This is a genomic window from Providencia sp. PROV129, from assembly GCF_028482245.1.
Taxonomy (GTDB): Bacteria; Pseudomonadota; Gammaproteobacteria; order Enterobacterales; family Enterobacteriaceae; genus Providencia; species Providencia vermicola.
Genome location: NZ_JAMPQD010000006.1, coordinates 75,547 through 92,796, shown reverse-complemented (window position 1 = coordinate 92,796; position 17,250 = coordinate 75,547). Strand labels below are relative to the sequence as shown.

General features: G+C 39.1%; 17 protein-coding genes. 9 read left to right on the top strand and 8 right to left on the bottom strand.

Going from position 1 to position 17,250, the window contains the following annotated elements; translation table 11 throughout:
* Positions 1 to 226: 226 nt before the first annotated feature.
* The 5 genes from sapA to sapF are packed head-to-tail and all read left to right on the top strand — an operon-like array spanning position 227 to position 5,549.
* On the top strand, positions 227 to 1,912 hold the full coding sequence (sapA, locus tag PSF27_RS03235) for an ABC transporter substrate-binding protein SapA (protein WP_272538595.1): 1,686 nt from the start codon (positions 227 to 229) through the stop codon (positions 1,910 to 1,912).
* Positions 1,909 to 2,874 (top strand): putrescine export ABC transporter permease SapB, encoded by a 966-nt coding sequence (gene sapB, locus PSF27_RS03230; RefSeq protein ID WP_206084060.1) that lies wholly within the window; start codon positions 1,909 to 1,911, stop codon positions 2,872 to 2,874. The genes sapA and sapB overlap by 4 nt, the downstream gene beginning before the upstream one ends.
* Entirely contained in the window at positions 2,861 to 3,751 is an 891-nt protein-coding gene (sapC, locus tag PSF27_RS03225; protein WP_206084059.1) for a putrescine export ABC transporter permease SapC, read from the top strand. The genes sapB and sapC overlap by 14 nt, the downstream gene beginning before the upstream one ends.
* Positions 3,751 to 4,746 carry a putrescine export ABC transporter ATP-binding protein SapD gene (gene sapD, locus PSF27_RS03220; RefSeq protein ID WP_206084058.1) on the top strand — a complete coding sequence of 332 codons (996 nt, stop codon included), beginning with the start codon at positions 3,751 to 3,753 and terminating at the stop codon, positions 4,744 to 4,746. The genes sapC and sapD overlap by 1 nt, the downstream gene beginning before the upstream one ends.
* On the top strand, positions 4,746 to 5,549 hold the full coding sequence (gene sapF / locus PSF27_RS03215) for a putrescine export ABC transporter ATP-binding protein SapF (RefSeq protein WP_206084057.1): 804 nt from the start codon (positions 4,746 to 4,748) through the stop codon (positions 5,547 to 5,549). The genes sapD and sapF overlap by 1 nt, the downstream gene beginning before the upstream one ends.
* A gap of 471 nt (positions 5,550 to 6,020) precedes the next feature.
* Here sapF and PSF27_RS03210 read toward each other — a convergent pair whose 3' ends face one another.
* Entirely contained in the window at positions 6,021 to 6,887 is an 867-nt protein-coding gene (locus tag PSF27_RS03210; protein ID WP_272680853.1) for a DUF817 domain-containing protein, read from the bottom strand.
* A 306-nt stretch (positions 6,888 to 7,193) separates the two neighbouring features.
* Here PSF27_RS03210 and gstA point away from each other — a divergent pair, with 306 nt between their 5' ends.
* Positions 7,194 to 7,799, top strand: coding sequence for a glutathione transferase GstA (gene gstA / locus PSF27_RS03205; RefSeq protein WP_206084055.1), 606 nt, complete (start codon positions 7,194 to 7,196; stop codon positions 7,797 to 7,799).
* Between the two features lie 62 nt (positions 7,800 to 7,861).
* On the opposite strand, the gene pdxY is transcribed toward gstA, so the two are convergent.
* The 4 genes from pdxY to anmK form a co-directional block, all read right to left on the bottom strand.
* Positions 7,862 to 8,725, bottom strand: coding sequence for a pyridoxal kinase PdxY (gene pdxY, locus PSF27_RS03200; RefSeq protein WP_272538597.1), 864 nt, complete (start codon positions 8,723 to 8,725; stop codon positions 7,862 to 7,864).
* Positions 8,726 to 8,961: 236 nt separating this feature from the next.
* Positions 8,962 to 10,236: a tyrosine--tRNA ligase gene (gene tyrS, locus PSF27_RS03195; protein ID WP_206084053.1), complete on the bottom strand. Its 1,275-nt coding sequence runs from the start codon at positions 10,234 to 10,236 to the stop codon at positions 8,962 to 8,964.
* A 161-nt stretch (positions 10,237 to 10,397) separates the two neighbouring features.
* The gene (pdxH, locus tag PSF27_RS03190; RefSeq protein ID WP_272680852.1) at positions 10,398 to 11,051 is read right to left on the bottom strand and encodes a pyridoxamine 5'-phosphate oxidase; all 654 of its coding nucleotides are present in this window, start codon (positions 11,049 to 11,051) and stop codon (positions 10,398 to 10,400) included.
* A 25-nt stretch (positions 11,052 to 11,076) separates the two neighbouring features.
* Entirely contained in the window at positions 11,077 to 12,192 is a 1,116-nt protein-coding gene (gene anmK / locus PSF27_RS03185; RefSeq protein WP_206084404.1) for an anhydro-N-acetylmuramic acid kinase, read from the bottom strand.
* A gap of 527 nt (positions 12,193 to 12,719) precedes the next feature.
* Here anmK and PSF27_RS03180 point away from each other — a divergent pair.
* On the top strand, positions 12,720 to 13,187 hold the full coding sequence (locus PSF27_RS03180; protein ID WP_206084051.1) for a glycine zipper 2TM domain-containing protein: 468 nt from the start codon (positions 12,720 to 12,722) through the stop codon (positions 13,185 to 13,187).
* A gap of 497 nt (positions 13,188 to 13,684) precedes the next feature.
* On the opposite strand, the gene slyA is transcribed toward PSF27_RS03180, so the two are convergent.
* Both slyA and PSF27_RS03170 read right to left on the bottom strand, forming a co-directional pair.
* On the bottom strand, positions 13,685 to 14,119 hold the full coding sequence (gene slyA / locus PSF27_RS03175; protein WP_272680851.1) for a transcriptional regulator SlyA: 435 nt from the start codon (positions 14,117 to 14,119) through the stop codon (positions 13,685 to 13,687).
* Between the two features lie 540 nt (positions 14,120 to 14,659).
* Positions 14,660 to 14,905: a DUF1289 domain-containing protein gene (locus PSF27_RS03170; protein WP_206084049.1), complete on the bottom strand. Its 246-nt coding sequence runs from the start codon at positions 14,903 to 14,905 to the stop codon at positions 14,660 to 14,662.
* 181 nt (positions 14,906 to 15,086) lie between these two features.
* On the opposite strand from PSF27_RS03170, the gene gloA reads away from it, so the two are divergent.
* The gene (gene gloA / locus PSF27_RS03165) at positions 15,087 to 15,494 is read left to right on the top strand and encodes a lactoylglutathione lyase (RefSeq protein ID WP_206084048.1); all 408 of its coding nucleotides are present in this window, start codon (positions 15,087 to 15,089) and stop codon (positions 15,492 to 15,494) included.
* A gap of 128 nt (positions 15,495 to 15,622) precedes the next feature.
* Entirely contained in the window at positions 15,623 to 16,267 is a 645-nt protein-coding gene (gene rnt / locus PSF27_RS03160) for a ribonuclease T (protein WP_206084047.1), read from the top strand.
* Between the two features lie 75 nt (positions 16,268 to 16,342).
* On the opposite strand, the gene PSF27_RS03155 is transcribed toward rnt, so the two are convergent.
* The gene (locus tag PSF27_RS03155) at positions 16,343 to 16,687 is read right to left on the bottom strand and encodes a Grx4 family monothiol glutaredoxin (protein WP_206084046.1); all 345 of its coding nucleotides are present in this window, start codon (positions 16,685 to 16,687) and stop codon (positions 16,343 to 16,345) included.
* Positions 16,688 to 17,250: the final 563 nt, after the last annotated feature.

The window sequence follows — 17,250 nt, the reverse complement described above, 5'->3', positions numbered from 1 at the left end:
CCTAAGTGACAAAGCGAATGATAATAGTTATCAGTGTCATTTGTAAAGCTTTTTAATGCGATTTTTTCTCATTCAGACATACTTCAATGATAAACATCATAATTTTATTATTATCAGTTTTATCTAGATGGCTTTTCGTTCAGCGTTAACGTCAAATTTTTGCTTATACCCTGTTTGCTCTTTTTTACGCTACAATAGGTCAATTCAGGTTAACGATATCAGTGTTATGCGCCGACTAACTCTTTGCTTTTTATTTCTCATTCTTACATCTGCCAATGCGCTCAGTAACCAAGAGCGGTTTACAGATATTGTCGCTAATGAAGTCCCTGCAGATATTCGCCAGAAAGGTTTCATTTACTGTGTGAATGGGATTGTGACAACTTTTAACCCTCAACTCGTCAGTAGTGGGTTAATCGTTGATCCGCTAGGCGCACAAATTTATGACCGCTTACTGGATGTCGACCCATTTACATATCGTCTCATTCCAGAACTCGCTGAACGCTGGGAAGTGTTTGATAATGGCGCGACCTATCGTCTTTACCTAAGAAAAGATGTTAAGTTCCAAGAAACACCTTGGTTTACCCCTTCACGCAATATGAACGCAGATGATGTGGTTTTTAGCTTTGCTCGGATGTTTGAAGTTAACCATCCTTATCATTATATTAATGGTGGTCGTTATCCTTACTTTGATAGCCTGCAATTTGCCAGCAGTGTACAAAGCATTCGCAAAATTAATAATTACACCGTGGAATTTCGCCTAAATTCCCCTGATGCATCATTCTTATGGCATTTAGCGACTCACTACGCCCCCATTCTCTCGGCTCAATATGCTGACTCGCTATCAAGTGTTAATCGCCAAGAATTGATTGATTGGCGCCCCATTGGTACAGGGCCATTTAAGCTAGATGACTACCAAGCCGGCCAATTTGTTCGCTTGCTAAGAAATGATCATTACTGGAAAGGCCAGCCACGTATGGAAGAAGTCGTGATCGATATGGGCGCTGGAGGCACAGGACGTATTTCAAAGCTGCTCACAGGGGAGTGTGATGTGTTAGCTTACCCTGCTGCGAGTCAACTAAAAGTCCTACGAGATGACCCTCGCCTGCGCATCTCCATGCGTTCAGGGATGAATATTGCCTATTTGGCATTTAATACAAGCAAGCCGCCGCTGGATCAACTCAAAGTTCGTCAAGCGATTGCTTACGCCATTAATAATGAGCGACTGATGCAATCGATTTATTATGGCACCGCAGAAACAGCCGCATCAATCTTACCACGTGCATCTTGGGCTTATGATAACCAAGCTAAAATTACAGATTACAACCCTGAACTTTCCAAGCAAATGCTACAAGATATGGGGTTAGAAAATCTGAAATTAGATTTGTGGGTGCCTATTGCCTCACAATCGTATAATCCAAGCCCATTAAAAATGGCAGAGCTTATTCAAGCAGACTTAGCCCAAGTTGGCATCACCATGAATATCCGCTCAGTAGAAGGCCGCTTCCAAGAGAATCAGCTAATGGATAGAACTCACGATATGACATTAGCAGGTTGGACAACAGACAGTAACGACCCTGATAGTTTTTTCCGCCCGTTACTCAGTTGTGCAGCAATTGGTTCACAAACTAACTTAAGCCATTGGTGTAACCCCATATTTGATGAAGTTCTGCATAAAGCACTACTGACCCAACAATTAGCCTCACGGATTGATTACTACCATCAAGCTCAGCAAATTTTAGGTGAGGACTTACCTATTTTACCATTAGCCTATTCATTACGATTACAAGCTTATCGTTATGATATGAAAGGACTCGTGATCAGTGCCTTTGGTAATACTTCATTTGCAGGGGTATATCGTGAAATGGAACAAAAACCGAAAGTGGCACCGAAAAAACAAGGGGGGCAACCATGATTATTTACTCATTGCGCCGCTTTTTGTTATTACTGGTTACCGTCTTCTTTTTGTCATTGGTCAGTTTTAGCCTGAGCTACTTCACCCCTAATGCCCCGCTCAGCGGTGCCTCACTCTTAGATGCCTATATTTTCTACTTTGACGGTTTATTGCATTTTGATTTTGGTGTGTCCAGTATTAATGGTGAACCTATTACCGAACAACTTAAAGACACATTTCCTGCCACAATGGAGTTGTGCATTTTGGCATTTATTTTTGCTTTAACAACAGGTATCCCCCTTGGCATTATTGCTGCATTTTGGCGTAACAAACCCGCAGATATTGCCATTAGTGTGTTTGCCTTACTGGGTTTTTCCGTTCCTGTATTTGTTTTAGCTCTGGTACTGACTTTATTTTTCTCATTACATCTTGGCTGGCTTCCAGTTTCAGGCCGTATTGACCTATTATATAACCTAAAACCAGTCACTGGTTTTGCACTAATTGATGCATGGCTCTCTGAATCACCTTATCGTAAAGACATGATAATCAATGTGTTAGAACATATGATTTTACCTGTACTCACCCTCGCCTTAGCGCCAACGACTGAAGTCATTCGCTTAGTGAGAAACAGCACTGAAGAAATTGCAAGTGAAAACTATATCAAAGCTGCGGCTATCCGCGGGCTTTCTCGCCTTAAAATAATTCGCCGTCATATTTTTCATAATGCTATTCCCCCCATAATACCAAAGCTGGGTCTGCAATTTTCCACTATGCTTACACTCACCATGGTTACTGAATTAGTGTTTAACTGGCCAGGGCTTGGACGTTGGCTTGTCACTGCTATCCGACAAGAAGACTACTCCGCAATCTCTGCAGGTGTTATGTTAATTGGCGCACTCGTCATTACTGTCAACGTGTTATCCGATATTTTAGGCGCAATGATGGACCCGTTAAAACATAAGGATTGGTATGTCCTCAGATAATTTTTATCGTGAACAGAAAATGCCATCCCCTGCGCGGGTGGTATGGAATTTATTTTCATCAGACATCGTTTCGATGGTTGGCTTTTTTGGTGTGCTATTTTTGCTTATTTTGTGTTTTATCGGTCCTTATCTCGCACCTTACGCCTTAGATCAACAATTTTTAGGGTATCAATTAACGCCACCATCGTGGTCACATTACGGTGAAGTTGCTTTCTTCTTCGGCACAGATGATCTTGGCCGTGATATTTTAAGCCGCTTATTAATCGGGACTAAATCGACTTTTGGCTCTGCAATCCTTGTCACTTTTATTGCCACTGTTATCGGTTTAGTTCTAGGCTGCCTTGCAGGAATGACGAAAGGGTTAAAATCTGCCGTATTTAATCATATCCTCGACACTCTCTTATCTATCCCATCCTTACTGTTAGCGATTATTGTTGTCGCATTTATGGGAGCAAGTCTTGAAAATGCCATGTTGGCCATCTGCCTTGCATTGATACCGCGAATGGTAAGAACAATTTACGTTGCGGTGCATGATGAGTTAGACAAAGAATATATCGTTGCTGCCCGCCTTGATGGCGCATCTAACATTTTTATTTTGTGGTATACCGTATTACCGAACATTACCCCTATCTTAGTCACGGAATTAACCCGTGCGCTATCTATCGCTATTCTTGATATTGCCGCTTTAGGTTTTTTAGATTTAGGCGCACAGTTACCCTCTTCGGAATGGGGAGCCATGCTAGGTGATACCTTAGAATTGATTTATGTTGCCCCTTGGACAGTAATTTTACCTGGGGTCGCTATCATGATAAGTGTTTTATTTGTAAACTTACTAGGTGACGGATTACACCGAGCCATCAATGCGGGGGTTGAATAATGCCGCTCTTAGACATCCGCAATTTAACGATTGAGTTTATGACTGCCAACGGCCCTGTCAAAGCCGTTGACCGTGTCTCTATGACACTTTCTGAAGGTGAAATTCGCGGTTTAGTCGGTGAGTCTGGCTCAGGGAAAAGCTTGATTGCCAAAGCCATTTGTGGCGTAACAAAAGATAACATCCGTGTTACTGCCGACCGCTTTCGCTTCCAAGATATTGACTTATTAAAGCTTAGCCCCCGCAAGCGCCGTAAGTTAATTGGCCACAATATTTCGATGATATTCCAAGAACCACAATCGTGCTTAGACCCTGCAGCTGACATAGGTAAACAGCTCATTCAATCCATTCCTGGTTGGACTTATAAAGGCCGCTGGTGGCAACGTTTTAACTGGAGAAAACGTCGTGCAATTGAGCTTTTGCATCGGGTTGGTATTAAAGATCATAAAGATATCATGCACAGCTATCCTTATGAGCTAACAGATGGTGAGTGCCAAAAAGTCATGATAGCGATTGCTATCGCTAACCAACCTCGCTTGTTAATTGCAGATGAACCCACAAATGCCATGGAATCCACTACACAGGCACAGATTTTCCGCCTGCTAGATAAGCTGAATCAAAATAATAACATGGGGATTTTGCTAATCAGTCATGATATGGAAATGATGTCAAAATTAGTAGACCGCATTAATGTTTTATATTGTGGACAAACCGTGGAAAGTGCGACACCTGAAGATATCTTACAGCGACCACGCCACCCTTATACCCAAGCTTTGATTCGATCTATTCCTGATTTTGAAAGCCCAATCCCCCATAAAGGCCGTTTAAATACCTTGCCTGGCGCAATTCCATCATTAGAACATTTACCTATTGGCTGCCGGCTTGGGCCACGTTGTCCTTATGCACAGCGCACCTGTATTGAAGCCCCACAGCTACGTAATATCAAAAACCATTTAGTGGCTTGCCATTACCCACTCAATACTGAGGAGCAACCCTAATGGAAACGTTATTGGAAGTCCGTAATCTAACAAAAACCTTTCGGTTTCGTGAAGGTTTGTTCCACCGCCACGAACTGCAAGCCGTTAAGCCGATTAGCTTTAATTTACAAGCAGGCCAGACCCTGGCAATTATTGGAGCTAATGGTTCAGGAAAATCAACATTAGCCCGAATGCTCTCTGGGGTTGTAGAACCCACCAGCGGAGATATCATGATCCGCGGACAGCGTCTAAATTTTGGTGATTATAGTTACCGTAGTCAACGTATCCGTATGATCTTCCAAGACCCTAGTACCTCGCTGAACCCTCGACAACGTATCGGCCAAACATTGGAGTTACCGTTAAAACTAAATACAGATTTAACAGGTATAGAGCGTGAAAGGCGAATTATCCAAACGTTGCGCCAAGTCGGATTGTTAGCAGATCACGCAGAATATTACCCACATATGCTAGCGTCAGGGCAAAAACAACGTATCGCCCTTGCTCGCGCGCTTATTTTACAACCCGAAATTATCGTGGCGGATGAAGCACTGGCCTCACTTGATATGTCCATGCGCTCGCAAATTATTAACTTAATGTTAGACTTACAAGCCAAACATGACATCGCTTATATCTATGTAACTCAACACCTTGGGATGATGAAACATATCAGTGATAAAATGCTTGTGATGGATAAAGGCGAGGTTGTGGAGCGTGGCAATACAGCAGAAGTACTTGCCGCTCCACTTCACGATGTGACCCGCCGTTTAATTGAGAGCCACTTTGGCGAACCTCTGTCAATTGATGCGTGGCGGCAAGACCTGTAACCTCTAGCTACTTTCTATAAAATTGTACAACACTAAATGATAGTCTATGGATTAAAGAGGAAAGGGAAAAGGAATGAGCATTCAAATAGATATGGTACGTATCAGTAATTTTCGTGGCATTTCAAACCTTTAAAATACTCAAAAAGCAGCTGCATATGCATTACAAGGCATAGCCGAAATACACGCATTAGATGATGAAAACATAGAAGCATTATCTGTTATCAATACAATTACAAATTTGACTGCAAGTCGTTTCGATAAGAATATTGAAGGAGAAATCACCCTAGATAAAATGGTTATAATTGCAAGAAATCGTTTTATTTTTCGCCAGTTACCCTAAACAGCGAATGATGCCTTGGGGAGATCAAAAACATCAACAAAAATCCCGCTTTCTCATTGAAATTGAACCTTAGCTACTTGGTTAAGGAATATCATTATCTCCTTAACCAACATACTTATGACAAAGTAACCTTAACTAGCCACTGTGACGTTCGCCTTAATATGTTTAAGGTGAACGACAATCGTAAAGGTGACAATCACTAATAAAGACCACGCTCCCCATTTGCCCGCATGCACCATTGACCATGCACCAATTTGGTTGGGATACTGCCAAACACCGAAAAAAGTCCCAAAATTTTCGGCTAGCCAAATAAAAAAACCGATTAACATAAAGGCAAGTAATAAAGGCATTTTGCGCTCTTTATCAAGTGGAGTATAAAAAACCACACTCCGTGCATACAAACCAAAAATAAAGGCGGTTAAATACCAACGATAATCGTCAATATAATGATGGCTAAAAAAATTAATATAAATCGCCAGTGCGACACACGTTGCCATCCAATAGGGTGGGTAATGTTCAATTCTAACTTTAAAAAAACGCCATGATTGAATAATGTAACTCCCCACAGCAGCATACATAAACCCCGTAAATAAAGGAACCCCCCAAAGTTTAGTCAATGCTGCATCGGGATATTGCCATGACGCTATAGTTGCGGACGTTTTAAATAACTCCATCATAAATCCGACCAAATGAAACACACAAATCGCCTTTAGTTCATCCCATGTTTCTAATTTTGACCACACTAATATGGCCTGAAATACGACAGCAAAAATCAGCAAGGCATCATAACGGGGTAATCCTAAAATACCTTTTGCGGGCACTAAAAATAGTGCTAAAAAGAAAAAACCAGCGAATAAACAAGAACGTGCATTGATAAGGCCAAAAAACCAAAATTCTAAAATAAAACGTTTAATGCCACGACTATTACTTGGCGTATGTGCCATGAGTTTTTGGTCTAATTTACCTAAAAATTTGAGCTTATGACTCATACTCCCCATTTATTCACTCACTTATTATTTAAATTTATTATTAATTTTTATGTGCCAATAAGTGAAGAATTTTATCAAATTAGTTTTTAATTCGATAAGGTAACTATCTTAAATCTCTTTGATTTTTTTCATTTTCAGTATGAATATCCAAATCTACGCGACAAGGCATTATTCACACTCCTTTTTATTTAAATTCACCTTTTATGGCATAACTCGCACCCGATGGCAATTTGCTAACAGAAAGTAGTGATATACTTAACAAGAGAGATTTTTATTTGCTAATTATTACCCATTTCAAAACTTAGGAGTCCTATGATGAAATTGTATTACGCTCCCGGTGCTTGTTCTCTTTCTCCACATATTATTTTGCGTGAAACTGGATTAGATTTCTCGATTGAACGTGTAAACATCAAAGAGAAAAAAACAGAGAAAGGTGAAGATTTCTTAGCAATAAACCCGAAAGGCCAAGTTCCTACTCTAGTGTTAGATAATGGGGATCAACTTACTGAAGGTGCTGTTATTGTTCAGTATCTTGCAGACCAAAAACCAGATAGAAATCTGATTGCTCTTGCTGGCTCAATGAAACGCTACCATCAAATGGAAGCGTTAAATTTCATCTCAACAGAACTTCATAAAAACTTCTCGCCTTTATTTACCCCTGGAACACCTGAGGATTATAAAGAAACAGCTCGCAAAGTATTATTGAATAAATTCAAATATGCTGACTCCGTATTAGCAAAGCAGGCGTTCTTTGCTGGCGACAATTTTAGCGTAGCAGATGCCTATTTATTTACAGTTAGTGGATGGGCAAAACACGTTGGCTTAGATTTATCAAGCTTAACGCATTTACAAGATTACATTACTAAAGTTGCAAAACGCCCGAATGTCCAAGAGGCACTAAAAGCAGAAGGTTTAATCTAAGATTTCAATCATAGCGCCCTAAAACTAGGGCGCTATTTTATTTCTAGTCAAAAACAGATAAATCAGTCTACCTGAGTGGCACAAAACTTGTGTTCTGGATTAACCATTTTATCTTGAGCTGCCACCAGTTGCAGTTCGTACTCACCCATTTCTTTTGTTTTAATCATTACTTCATAAACTGCAGCTGCAACATGTTCTAGTCCTTTATTAAGGGGTTCACCTTTTAATAAATTCACTAGCATCAAGCCACTCGTCAAATCGCCCACCCCTACAGGTTGCTTCTCGCCGAAATCAACTAATGGACGACTAACATGCCAGCTATGCTCCGCAGTAACCAAAATCATTTCAAAACGATCAGCCCTATAGGCTGCACGGCTCAAATGTTTCACAAGAATAATTTTGGGACCTTTATGACAAAGTTCTCTTGCTGCGCCAATGGCCTCTTCTACCGTCTTGATTGTTCTACCTGCGAGTGTTTCTAATTCAAGTAAGTTTGGTGCAATAACATCACTTGCCGCCAATGCTCTTTCACATAAGAATTCAGCAACGCCAGGAGCAACAATACAGCCTTTCTCAGGATGCCCCATTACTGGATCACAAAAATACAGGGCTTGTGGATTGGAAGCTTTCACTTTTTTCACGATCGCAAGTATATCGTCACCTTGTTCCGCGGAACCGATATAACCACTTAATACGGCATCACAGATTTCAAGTTTATGAATTTTAGCAAGCCCTTCAACAATGTCTGTTAAATGCTGAGCAGGAAATACGGTTCCCGTCCATTGAGGGTATTGCGTGTGATTAGAAAATTGTACGGTATTGAGTGGCCACACATCTACGCCCATACGGCACATAGGGAATGCAGCAGCACTGTTTCCTGCATGGCCGAAAACAACATGGGATTGAATTGATAATACGCTTTTCATTAAGAACCCAGAGAATTGTTATATCGAATGAAGAGAAATCAGTGATTAGCCATTGCTAATATGAATATACCCCAAATAATTCAAATTGCATGTCGTCGAAAAGAGAAGATAACCTGATGAACATATATAAGCATGTCATCAAGCTAGCTAAGTTCAGTTAACACCCATGCAACTTGAAATATGACGAGTATAGCCTGGAAAACTCCCCAGGCTGATATTACAAAGGTTAGTCAGAGCTATTTCCAATTAATTAAGCAGTCGTTTTTCTTACCACGACGGATCAAGGTATAACGGCCAAACAAACGGTCTGCGTCTGTAAAGACATACATTGGCTCAGTCTGTTTTTGACCATTGATAGAAACCGCATTAGAGCTAATTGCTGTTCTTGCTTGCCCACGTGATGGCGTTAATTCTGAGTCAACTAATGCTTGTTGCAGGTCAGCACCCTCTTCTAAAGTGATGCATGGCATACCATCTTGTGCTAGTTGTTCAAGATCTGCTTCTGTTAAATCAGAAACCGCACCAGAGAACAAGCTTTCAGTAATGCGTTTAGCAGCCGCTAAACCCGCTTCGCCGTGAACTAATTTAGTCACCTGCTCCGCTAAAACGTATTGCGCACGTGGTGCTTTACCACTGTTTTTATCTTCTTCTTCCAGCGCGTTAATTTCATCGAGTTCCATGAAGGTGAAGAACTTGAGGAAGCGATAAACGTCTGCATCCGCAGTATTAATCCAGAACTGGTAGAATTTGTATTGGCTGGTTTTTTTCGGATCTAACCAAACTGCACCACCCTCAGTTTTACCGAATTTAGTCCCATCAGCTTTAGTGATCAGCGGAACGGTCATGCCAAACACTTGGTTTTGATGAAGACGGCGAGTTAAATCGATACCAGAGGTAATGTTACCCCATTGGTCGGAACCACCAATTTGCAGTTCTACACCCATTTCATGGTTCATATTTGCAAAGTCATAACCTTGTAATAGGTTATACGCAAATTCAGTGAAGGAGATACCAACATCATCACGGTTAAGACGTTGCTTAACGGATTCACGGTTAATCATTTGATTAACCGAAAAATGCTTACCAATATCACGTAAGAAAGTCAGTACATCCATTTTGCCAAACCAATCATAGTTGTTAGCAAGACGCGCACTGTTATCACCACAATCAAAGCTTAAAAATGGTGAAACTTGGTTACGGATTTTTTCTACCCACTCTTGAACGGTTTCTGCGGTATTTAATTTACGTTCAGTAGCTTTAAAGCTCGGATCACCAATAAGGCCCGTTGCGCCACCTACCAACGCCACAGGCTTGTGCCCGGCTAGTTGGAATCGTTTTAAACACAGCAAAGGAACCAGATGTCCCAAATGCAAGCTGTCAGCGGTAGGATCGAAACCACAATAGAGAGAGATAGGGCCCTGCGCCAGTCTCTCTGCTAACGCATCCTCATCCGTTACCTGGGCAACGAGGCCCCGCTCTTGCAATTGTTTAATCAGGTTATTGCTAGACATCAATGACTCCATCTGTTGTATTTTGTCTATCTACTTTAGTTTGAATGGCCAACGCGTTTTTGATGGATCTCACAAACGCGCCAGTATAATTTGTCAATTTTCTTAAACGAGTCTATAGCATAAAGCGCATATCAATTAAGTGCCAGCTAAAAAACATGATCCTAAGGGGCTAATCTATCAATTTTCCAGCCATCCCCTTCCCTTTGGTATAAAAAACGGTCATGTAGGCGGTGAGCACCACCTTGCCAAAATTCGACACTATCAAATACCACACGAAAGCCCCCCCAAAAACTCGGCAAAGGCACTTCTCCATTTTTAAACTTTTGTTTTAATTCTAAAAATTTACCTTCTAAAATTCCTCTTGCTGAAATTTTAGAAGATTGTTCAGATGCCCAAGCTGCAATTTGGCTATCTTTAGGCCGGCTGTGGAAATATTTAACTACCTCAATCGGATTTAAACGTTCAGCAACGCCCGTAAAGTTCACTTGACGTTCAAGTGGATACCATGGGAAGTGCAAACTTATTTTATTATTTTTTTCAAGGTGTTGTGCCTTACGACTTCCCATATTGGTATAAAATACTAAGCCCTTATCATCAAAATGCTTTAACAGTACTATCCGTTGATAGGGTTGCCCAGTTTCATCCACTGTCGCCACTGACATCGCAGTCGGGTCACTTAGTCGCGCCTCACACGCCTGTTTCATCCATAATTCAAAAAGGGTTAATGGGTTAGCAGTTAAGTCACTGCGTCGTAGACCGCCTTTTGTGTACTCACGACGAATAGAGGCGAGATCGACTTCACTTATCTCATTCATTTGATATCCTTTAATTCGATTATTTCTAGTCACTATTTTTAGGGTACACTGCACCTAAAACGGTTTCCCTTGTCGCGCCTGTCACTGAAGCAAGATTACCTGATAACCCAGCGACAGTACGTGCTGCTAACCAAGCAAACGCCAAAGCTTCCATATCATCACCACTAAGACCAAATTTATCACTTGCCGCTACTTCAATACCAGGTAACAGAGCTGATAAACGCTGCATCAAAAAGGCGTTTTTAGCGCCTCCACCACACACAATTAGCCGCTCACTTCCACCACATAATAAAACTTGTTCAGCAATAGAAGCTGCGGTGAGCTCACACAGTGTGGTTTGTACGTCCTGGGCAGATATTGAAGGGAACGCGACTAAATGTTGTTCTAGCCATTGCATATTAAAATATTCACGCCCTGTACTTTTTGGCGATGACCGTTTGAAGTAAGGATCATTCATCATGTTTTTAAGTAACAAATTATCAATATGACCCTGACTAGCCCATTCACCATCATTATCAAACGACTTTTGCTTAATACGCCAAGTCCAAGTATCCATTAGCATATTACCTGGCCCTGTGTCATAGCCTTTTACATAAGCGCCTGGTAATAACGCTGTGATATTCGCTATCCCACCAATATTTAAAACAATACGTTTTTCAGTTGGATGGCCTAAAACGGCTAAGTGGAAAGCAGGCACTAAGGGAGCACCTTGACCGCCATAAGCCATATCCCGACGCCTAAAATCACCAACAGTCGTGATCCCTGTTAACGCTGCAACACGATTATTATCACCAAGTTGCATAGTAAATGGCTGTTCTCCGTCAGGTTCATGCCAAACTGTCTGCCCATGGCACCCAATTGCAATGATATCTGCCGAAGTTAACCCTGTTTTTACCAATAATTGATTAATCGCGTCTGCATAAAGTGAACCTAATTCGCGGTCTATCTTACCAATTTCAGATAGTGTTGTTTCTTGGCCTTGGCAGATGTTTAAAATTCTTTTTTTCAAGTCAATTGGAAATGTGACACTCAAACTGGACTGTTCTGCAACAAATTTATCGCTAATTGCGGCGAGAACAACATCAACTCCATCGAGACTAGTTCCTGACATAACCCCTATGTAACGACCTGACTTAATCATCATTCTTGTTCCTTCAGAGTGTACATTCGCTTTCAATTTCAGTTATTAAAGATTGTGCTTTGAAGGAGAATTTTGTCAACAATTCGATGTGATTTCTCGTGCTGCTTCGCAGGAATAATAAATATTTATTTTTAGAGCAGAAATTGCTTTACAACCTAAATAAAAATGGCGTTTTTTAAAATATGGATTTAAAATTCTAAACATAATGTTTTGCAATAAAATAATCTGCTAAACATGAAAGTGTTTCAATTTTAAACAGGCACTATTCGGATGCGTTTTAGCTATCAATGCGAAAGACATTCATAAAATGACTGTTCGTGAGGTATGTTTAACAAAGCGTGCCTTACTCAATGAAATATTGTTGAATTTGAGATATTTTACCTAGTGTTTACACTCTATTTAAATCAGAATCAGTATTCTAACCATCGCTTTAAATACCATTATTTTGATAGTTGTTGTGTTGATGGTGAAAACAAATATACGATGCTATGTTAGTGCCACAAACAGCAAATCTCATAGGAGTTATTATGCTTAAGAAAGTTTTTGTAGGTGTTGTTGCAGTTGCAGCGTTATCAGGCTGTGTCAATACCAGTACACTTTCTGGTGATACTATTTCGGCCAATGACGCAAAACAGGTTCAAACTGTGACCTATGGTACTGTTTTGAACGCTCGCCCTGTGACTATTCAAGCTGGTGAAGATGGTAATGTCATCGGTGCAATTGGTGGTGCAGTTCTAGGTGGCTTATTAGGTAATACCATTGGTGGTGGTACAGGAAATACTCTTGCAACTGCAGCGGGTGCTATTGCTGGTGGTCTAGCTGGGCAACAAGCGCAAGGCGCCTTAAATAGAAGCCAAGGTGTTCAACTAGAGATCCGTTTAGACAGCGGTAAAAATATTGTTGTTGTACAAAAACAAGATCCTAGTACATTTCGTAATGGCCAACGTGTCATGATTGCAAATAGCGGAAATACAGTTACAGTATCCCCTCGCTAATTTTGTCATATTAATGATTAAAGCATGTTCACCGACGACAATGTCGGTGAACATCACTTATCATCTGCCATTCAATAACATTCAACTATCTATCACATATAGTATTATCTTCATTGATTAACTAATGATGCGCACGTTAATCTTTAGATTATTTGTGTATAAACTAAAAAGACTGACTTATTTTTCCTGCGCAACATTGATGCATGTTGATATTACCATAAACGTATTTTTCTATTCTAAGTACTGAATTCCATATTAAACTAGTTAATGACATATTTTTTAACCAATATGATTAAACCCCTTTCCTATTCACAATAGTTATGGCACATTAAAATTGATCTATTGAAATAATATCACTCATGACTTTAATGATTAAAGCAAAAGTATATAGGTTATATATATATGCTGTTCAAACTATTTAAAGCTACGCTTGGCTAATAAACATAACAAACCAAATAATTACAAATCCATTTGTTATTCATGATATAATATAAATATCATGAATCATTCTGTAAGCGAATAATATTCCTTTCAAGCTTTAATAAAAGTTGAGACAGTAGGTCAAGCTCCTCTTGGTTAATGTTACTTAATATTTCAATTCGCGTATTGTTAATCACTTGATCAACTGTTTTAATAAATGGCTCTGATTCCTCAGTTAGTTTGATTCTTTTTGCACGTCTATCATTTGCACAAGTATGCCTTGAAATGAGTTTTTTTTCCTCTAACTGGTCTAATGTTCTGACGAGCGACGGCTGCTCAATTCCTATGGCTTTCGCCAGTTGGATCTGTGATTGTTCAGGTGGTAGCTGGCTAATATTATGTAGTGTAACCCAATGAGTTTGCGTTAGTTTTAGTGGTTTTAATCGATGGTCAATTAATGCTCTCCACATGCGAACTACACGTGATAGCTCTGTCCCTATTTGTGATTCCAATTTACCCTCCTTTTATATAATTATAATGTCTAAAAAATATACCAGACTCATATTATTTTTTAAATTATATATTAATTTCCTTTTATGTTTACAACTTTTTATTGACGTAAAAGCTAACAAATACCTATTTGTAGTGATATCTCCATCAGCTTAAAGTGATATGTATCAGGTTAATACTTATCTATTTTAAATTGGAAAGTCTACTCAGGAAAATACCATAATCTATAAACTTTCTTACTAATAAGAATAGCTGGAGTCTTCTTTTGGATCTATCTATTTTAGTCTTTATGGTAATTACCAGAAACAATAGAAAATACAACTTAATATAACTCATTAAAAAACAAAACAATATAGTTAATCTTAAAAATATTCGATATGAAATTCATTTTAATTCAAGCATATTAAATTTTAATAAATAAAATTTAATTGAAATGTAAACACGGAAACTAATAAAATTAAAATAATTATAAATGAATTAATTTAGATGAATTAATTTAGATGAAAACTATATGATTAAAATCAATCAACAATCTCCCAATGTTATTCATTAAAAAGTTGTTGCTGACTATCGATAACGTCACCTTGAACGACTTTTTTATTTATCGTTCTTAGATAGCGTTGGCGGCATAACCGAATGATATTGCGTTTTTCTGCATTCGAAAATTTTAACCAATTGAATCGTTCGTCACGAGTTCGATAGCAGCCTAGGCAATAACCTTGCTCATTCGTTTGGCAAATACTACGACAAGGGCTAGGAATGTCAAAAAACTCAAGTTGTTCAGCCATCGCTTCCCCTTCAACTGTAAAAACTATCGTAAAGGTATGATATACTCTTAAAAACTGAGTATTACCACTATTTGACCAAAAAATAAACTGCTATCGCTGTATTTAGCAATTTAACCACGTTATATTAATAGTTAATAGGTAAATCGATTCAGAAATGTTGAGTAAATTTTAAGAGGGTTATATGCGCTTACTTCATACCATGTTACGTGTTACTGATATGCAACGTTCAATTGATTTTTATACCAAAGTGTTAGGAATGCGTTTACTTAGAACAAGTGAAAATACTGAGTATAAATATTCTTTAGCTTTTGTTGGCTATAGTGATGAAAGTGAAGGCGCTGTTATTGAACTAACCTACAATTGGGGCGTTGATAGCTATGATATGGGGAATGCATATGGTCATATCGCTCTAGGCGTAGATGATGTTGCAAAAACTTGTGATGATATCCGCCATGCGGGGGGGAATGTGACTCGAGAAGCAGGCCCAGTTAAAGGTGGCTCAACAATCATTGCTTTCGTTGAAGACCCAGATGGCTATAAAATTGAATTGATCGAAAACAAAAGCGCAAGTAAAGGTTTAGGCCATTAATTGCATTTACTATTTCTAAGTTTAAGCGGTCAAATAGCCGTTTAAACTTTCTTCTGAGTTTCTCTGCCATTTTTTCCTGATTTAGGCATAATATATGCTAATCAGCAACTTTATAATCGAAAGTCCTAATGTCTGAAAAAAATAATCCAAATGCCCTAGTAAGCCGTTTTAGGGGATACTACCCTGTTGTTATTGATGTTGAAACGGGTGGGTTTAACGCGAAAACAGATGGTCTACTTGAAATCGCCGCTATCACACTAAAAATGGACAAAGATGGCTGGCTTTCAATGGATGAAACACTGCATTTCCATGTTGATCCATTTGAAGGTGCCAATTTAGAACCATCCGCTCTTGCGTTTACTGGTATTGACCCAACAAACCCATTGCGTGGTGCGGTTAGTGAGTATGATGCACTACATGCCATTTTTAAAGTCATCCGTAAAGGAATGAAAAATACTGATTGTAACCGCGCGATAATTGTTGCACATAACGCAAATTTCGATCACAGTTTTGTCATGAATGCTGCCGAACGTGCGGGGCTAAAACGCAACCCATTCCATCCTTTTGCGACTTTTGATACCGCAGCATTAAGTGGCTTAGTATTTGGTCAAACAATCTTAGCGAAAGCTTGTGTTAGTGCAGGAATACCATTCGATGGTAAACAGGCCCATGGTGCACTGTATGATACGAATCGCACTGCACTTTTATTTTGCGAAATTGTGAATAAATTCAAGAAACTTGGTGGTTGGCCAATTATTGAAGACGAAAAATAAACAGACAATAAAAAAACCGCAGTAGATAAACAGCTTTTGTTTTATCTACTGCGGTTTTTTATTACTATTCAGTGATTACGCGTTAGCGTCATCTTCTGGGCGGTATTTATCCGCAGTTTCTTTGATTAGCGATTGCAGCTCACCACGTTGGAACATTTCCATAATAATGTCACAACCTCCAACTAACTCGCCATCTACCCATAACTGAGGAAAAGTCGGCCAATTTGCATATTTTGGCAATTCGGCACGAATGTCTGGGTTTTGTAAAATATCAACATAAGCGAAGCGCTCACCGCATGAAGATAGGGCTTGAACTGCTTGAGCTGAAAAACCACAGCTCGGAAGTTTTGGAGAACCTTTCATGTATAATAAAATTGGGTTTTCTTTAATTTGGCGCTCAATTCTTTCAATTGTTGTCATTTTTACTTCCTTAACATTAAACATGATTAGTATATTCTTATTTATCAATTAGATAATTGATTTTTAGCCCTAAAATATACTACGTAATACGATATTTTGCTTTGAATATGTCAACGGCTATTGTATGAAAAAAGAGGGGGAATCCCCCTCCTTCGATTTGCTACTATTGTGACTTATTTATGATTCAAGTCAAACAAAACTATACCTTGTTTTATAGCGAAACATCATTTTCACTAAGAGTATATTGTCTATATTTAACGGTGATCTATCTGCCAATTTGATGTCTTTAACAATATGTTTAACTTCATATTTTGCTAATTGTTTTGCATTAATCTAAACAAATAACAATAAATCAACGTGAGGGTAGCAATAAAATACGGTATAACTATACTTAGCAACGTAAATCTACTGGATATGCCCCACATAGCTCTCTCATCATACTTGCACAACTCTGCAATAAGGATAGAATTATATTTTTCTAAAATATGAATCTTATGCATAGCAATCCCATTACAACCTTACTAATAGTCGTCCCATTTTTTGTATTTATGATATTTTTTATT

What these genes read in the sequence shown, in the direction of transcription:
- sapA (WP_272538595.1), top strand. Translation starts at nt 227, where the DNA reads ATGCGCCGACTAACTCTTTGCTTTTTATTTCTCATTCTTACATCTGCC.
- sapB (WP_206084060.1), top strand. Translation starts at nt 1,909, where the DNA reads ATGATTATTTACTCATTGCGCCGCTTTTTGTTATTACTGGTTACCGTC.
- sapC (WP_206084059.1), top strand. Translation starts at nt 2,861, where the DNA reads ATGTCCTCAGATAATTTTTATCGTGAACAGAAAATGCCATCCCCTGCG.
- sapD (WP_206084058.1), top strand. Translation starts at nt 3,751, where the DNA reads ATGCCGCTCTTAGACATCCGCAATTTAACGATTGAGTTTATGACTGCC.
- sapF (WP_206084057.1), top strand. Translation starts at nt 4,746, where the DNA reads ATGGAAACGTTATTGGAAGTCCGTAATCTAACAAAAACCTTTCGGTTT.
- PSF27_RS03210 (WP_272680853.1), bottom strand. Translation starts at nt 6,887, where the DNA reads ATGGGGAGTATGAGTCATAAGCTCAAATTTTTAGGTAAATTAGACCAA.
- gstA (WP_206084055.1), top strand. Translation starts at nt 7,194, where the DNA reads ATGAAATTGTATTACGCTCCCGGTGCTTGTTCTCTTTCTCCACATATT.
- pdxY (WP_272538597.1), bottom strand. Translation starts at nt 8,725, where the DNA reads ATGAAAAGCGTATTATCAATTCAATCCCATGTTGTTTTCGGCCATGCA.
- tyrS (WP_206084053.1), bottom strand. Translation starts at nt 10,236, where the DNA reads ATGTCTAGCAATAACCTGATTAAACAATTGCAAGAGCGGGGCCTCGTT.
- pdxH (WP_272680852.1), bottom strand. Translation starts at nt 11,051, where the DNA reads ATGAATGAGATAAGTGAAGTCGATCTCGCCTCTATTCGTCGTGAGTAC.
- anmK (WP_206084404.1), bottom strand. Translation starts at nt 12,192, where the DNA reads ATGATTAAGTCAGGTCGTTACATAGGGGTTATGTCAGGAACTAGTCTC.
- PSF27_RS03180 (WP_206084051.1), top strand. Translation starts at nt 12,720, where the DNA reads ATGCTTAAGAAAGTTTTTGTAGGTGTTGTTGCAGTTGCAGCGTTATCA.
- PSF27_RS03170 (WP_206084049.1), bottom strand. Translation starts at nt 14,905, where the DNA reads ATGGCTGAACAACTTGAGTTTTTTGACATTCCTAGCCCTTGTCGTAGT.
- gloA (WP_206084048.1), top strand. Translation starts at nt 15,087, where the DNA reads ATGCGCTTACTTCATACCATGTTACGTGTTACTGATATGCAACGTTCA.
- rnt (WP_206084047.1), top strand. Translation starts at nt 15,623, where the DNA reads ATGTCTGAAAAAAATAATCCAAATGCCCTAGTAAGCCGTTTTAGGGGA.
- PSF27_RS03155 (WP_206084046.1), bottom strand. Translation starts at nt 16,687, where the DNA reads ATGACAACAATTGAAAGAATTGAGCGCCAAATTAAAGAAAACCCAATT.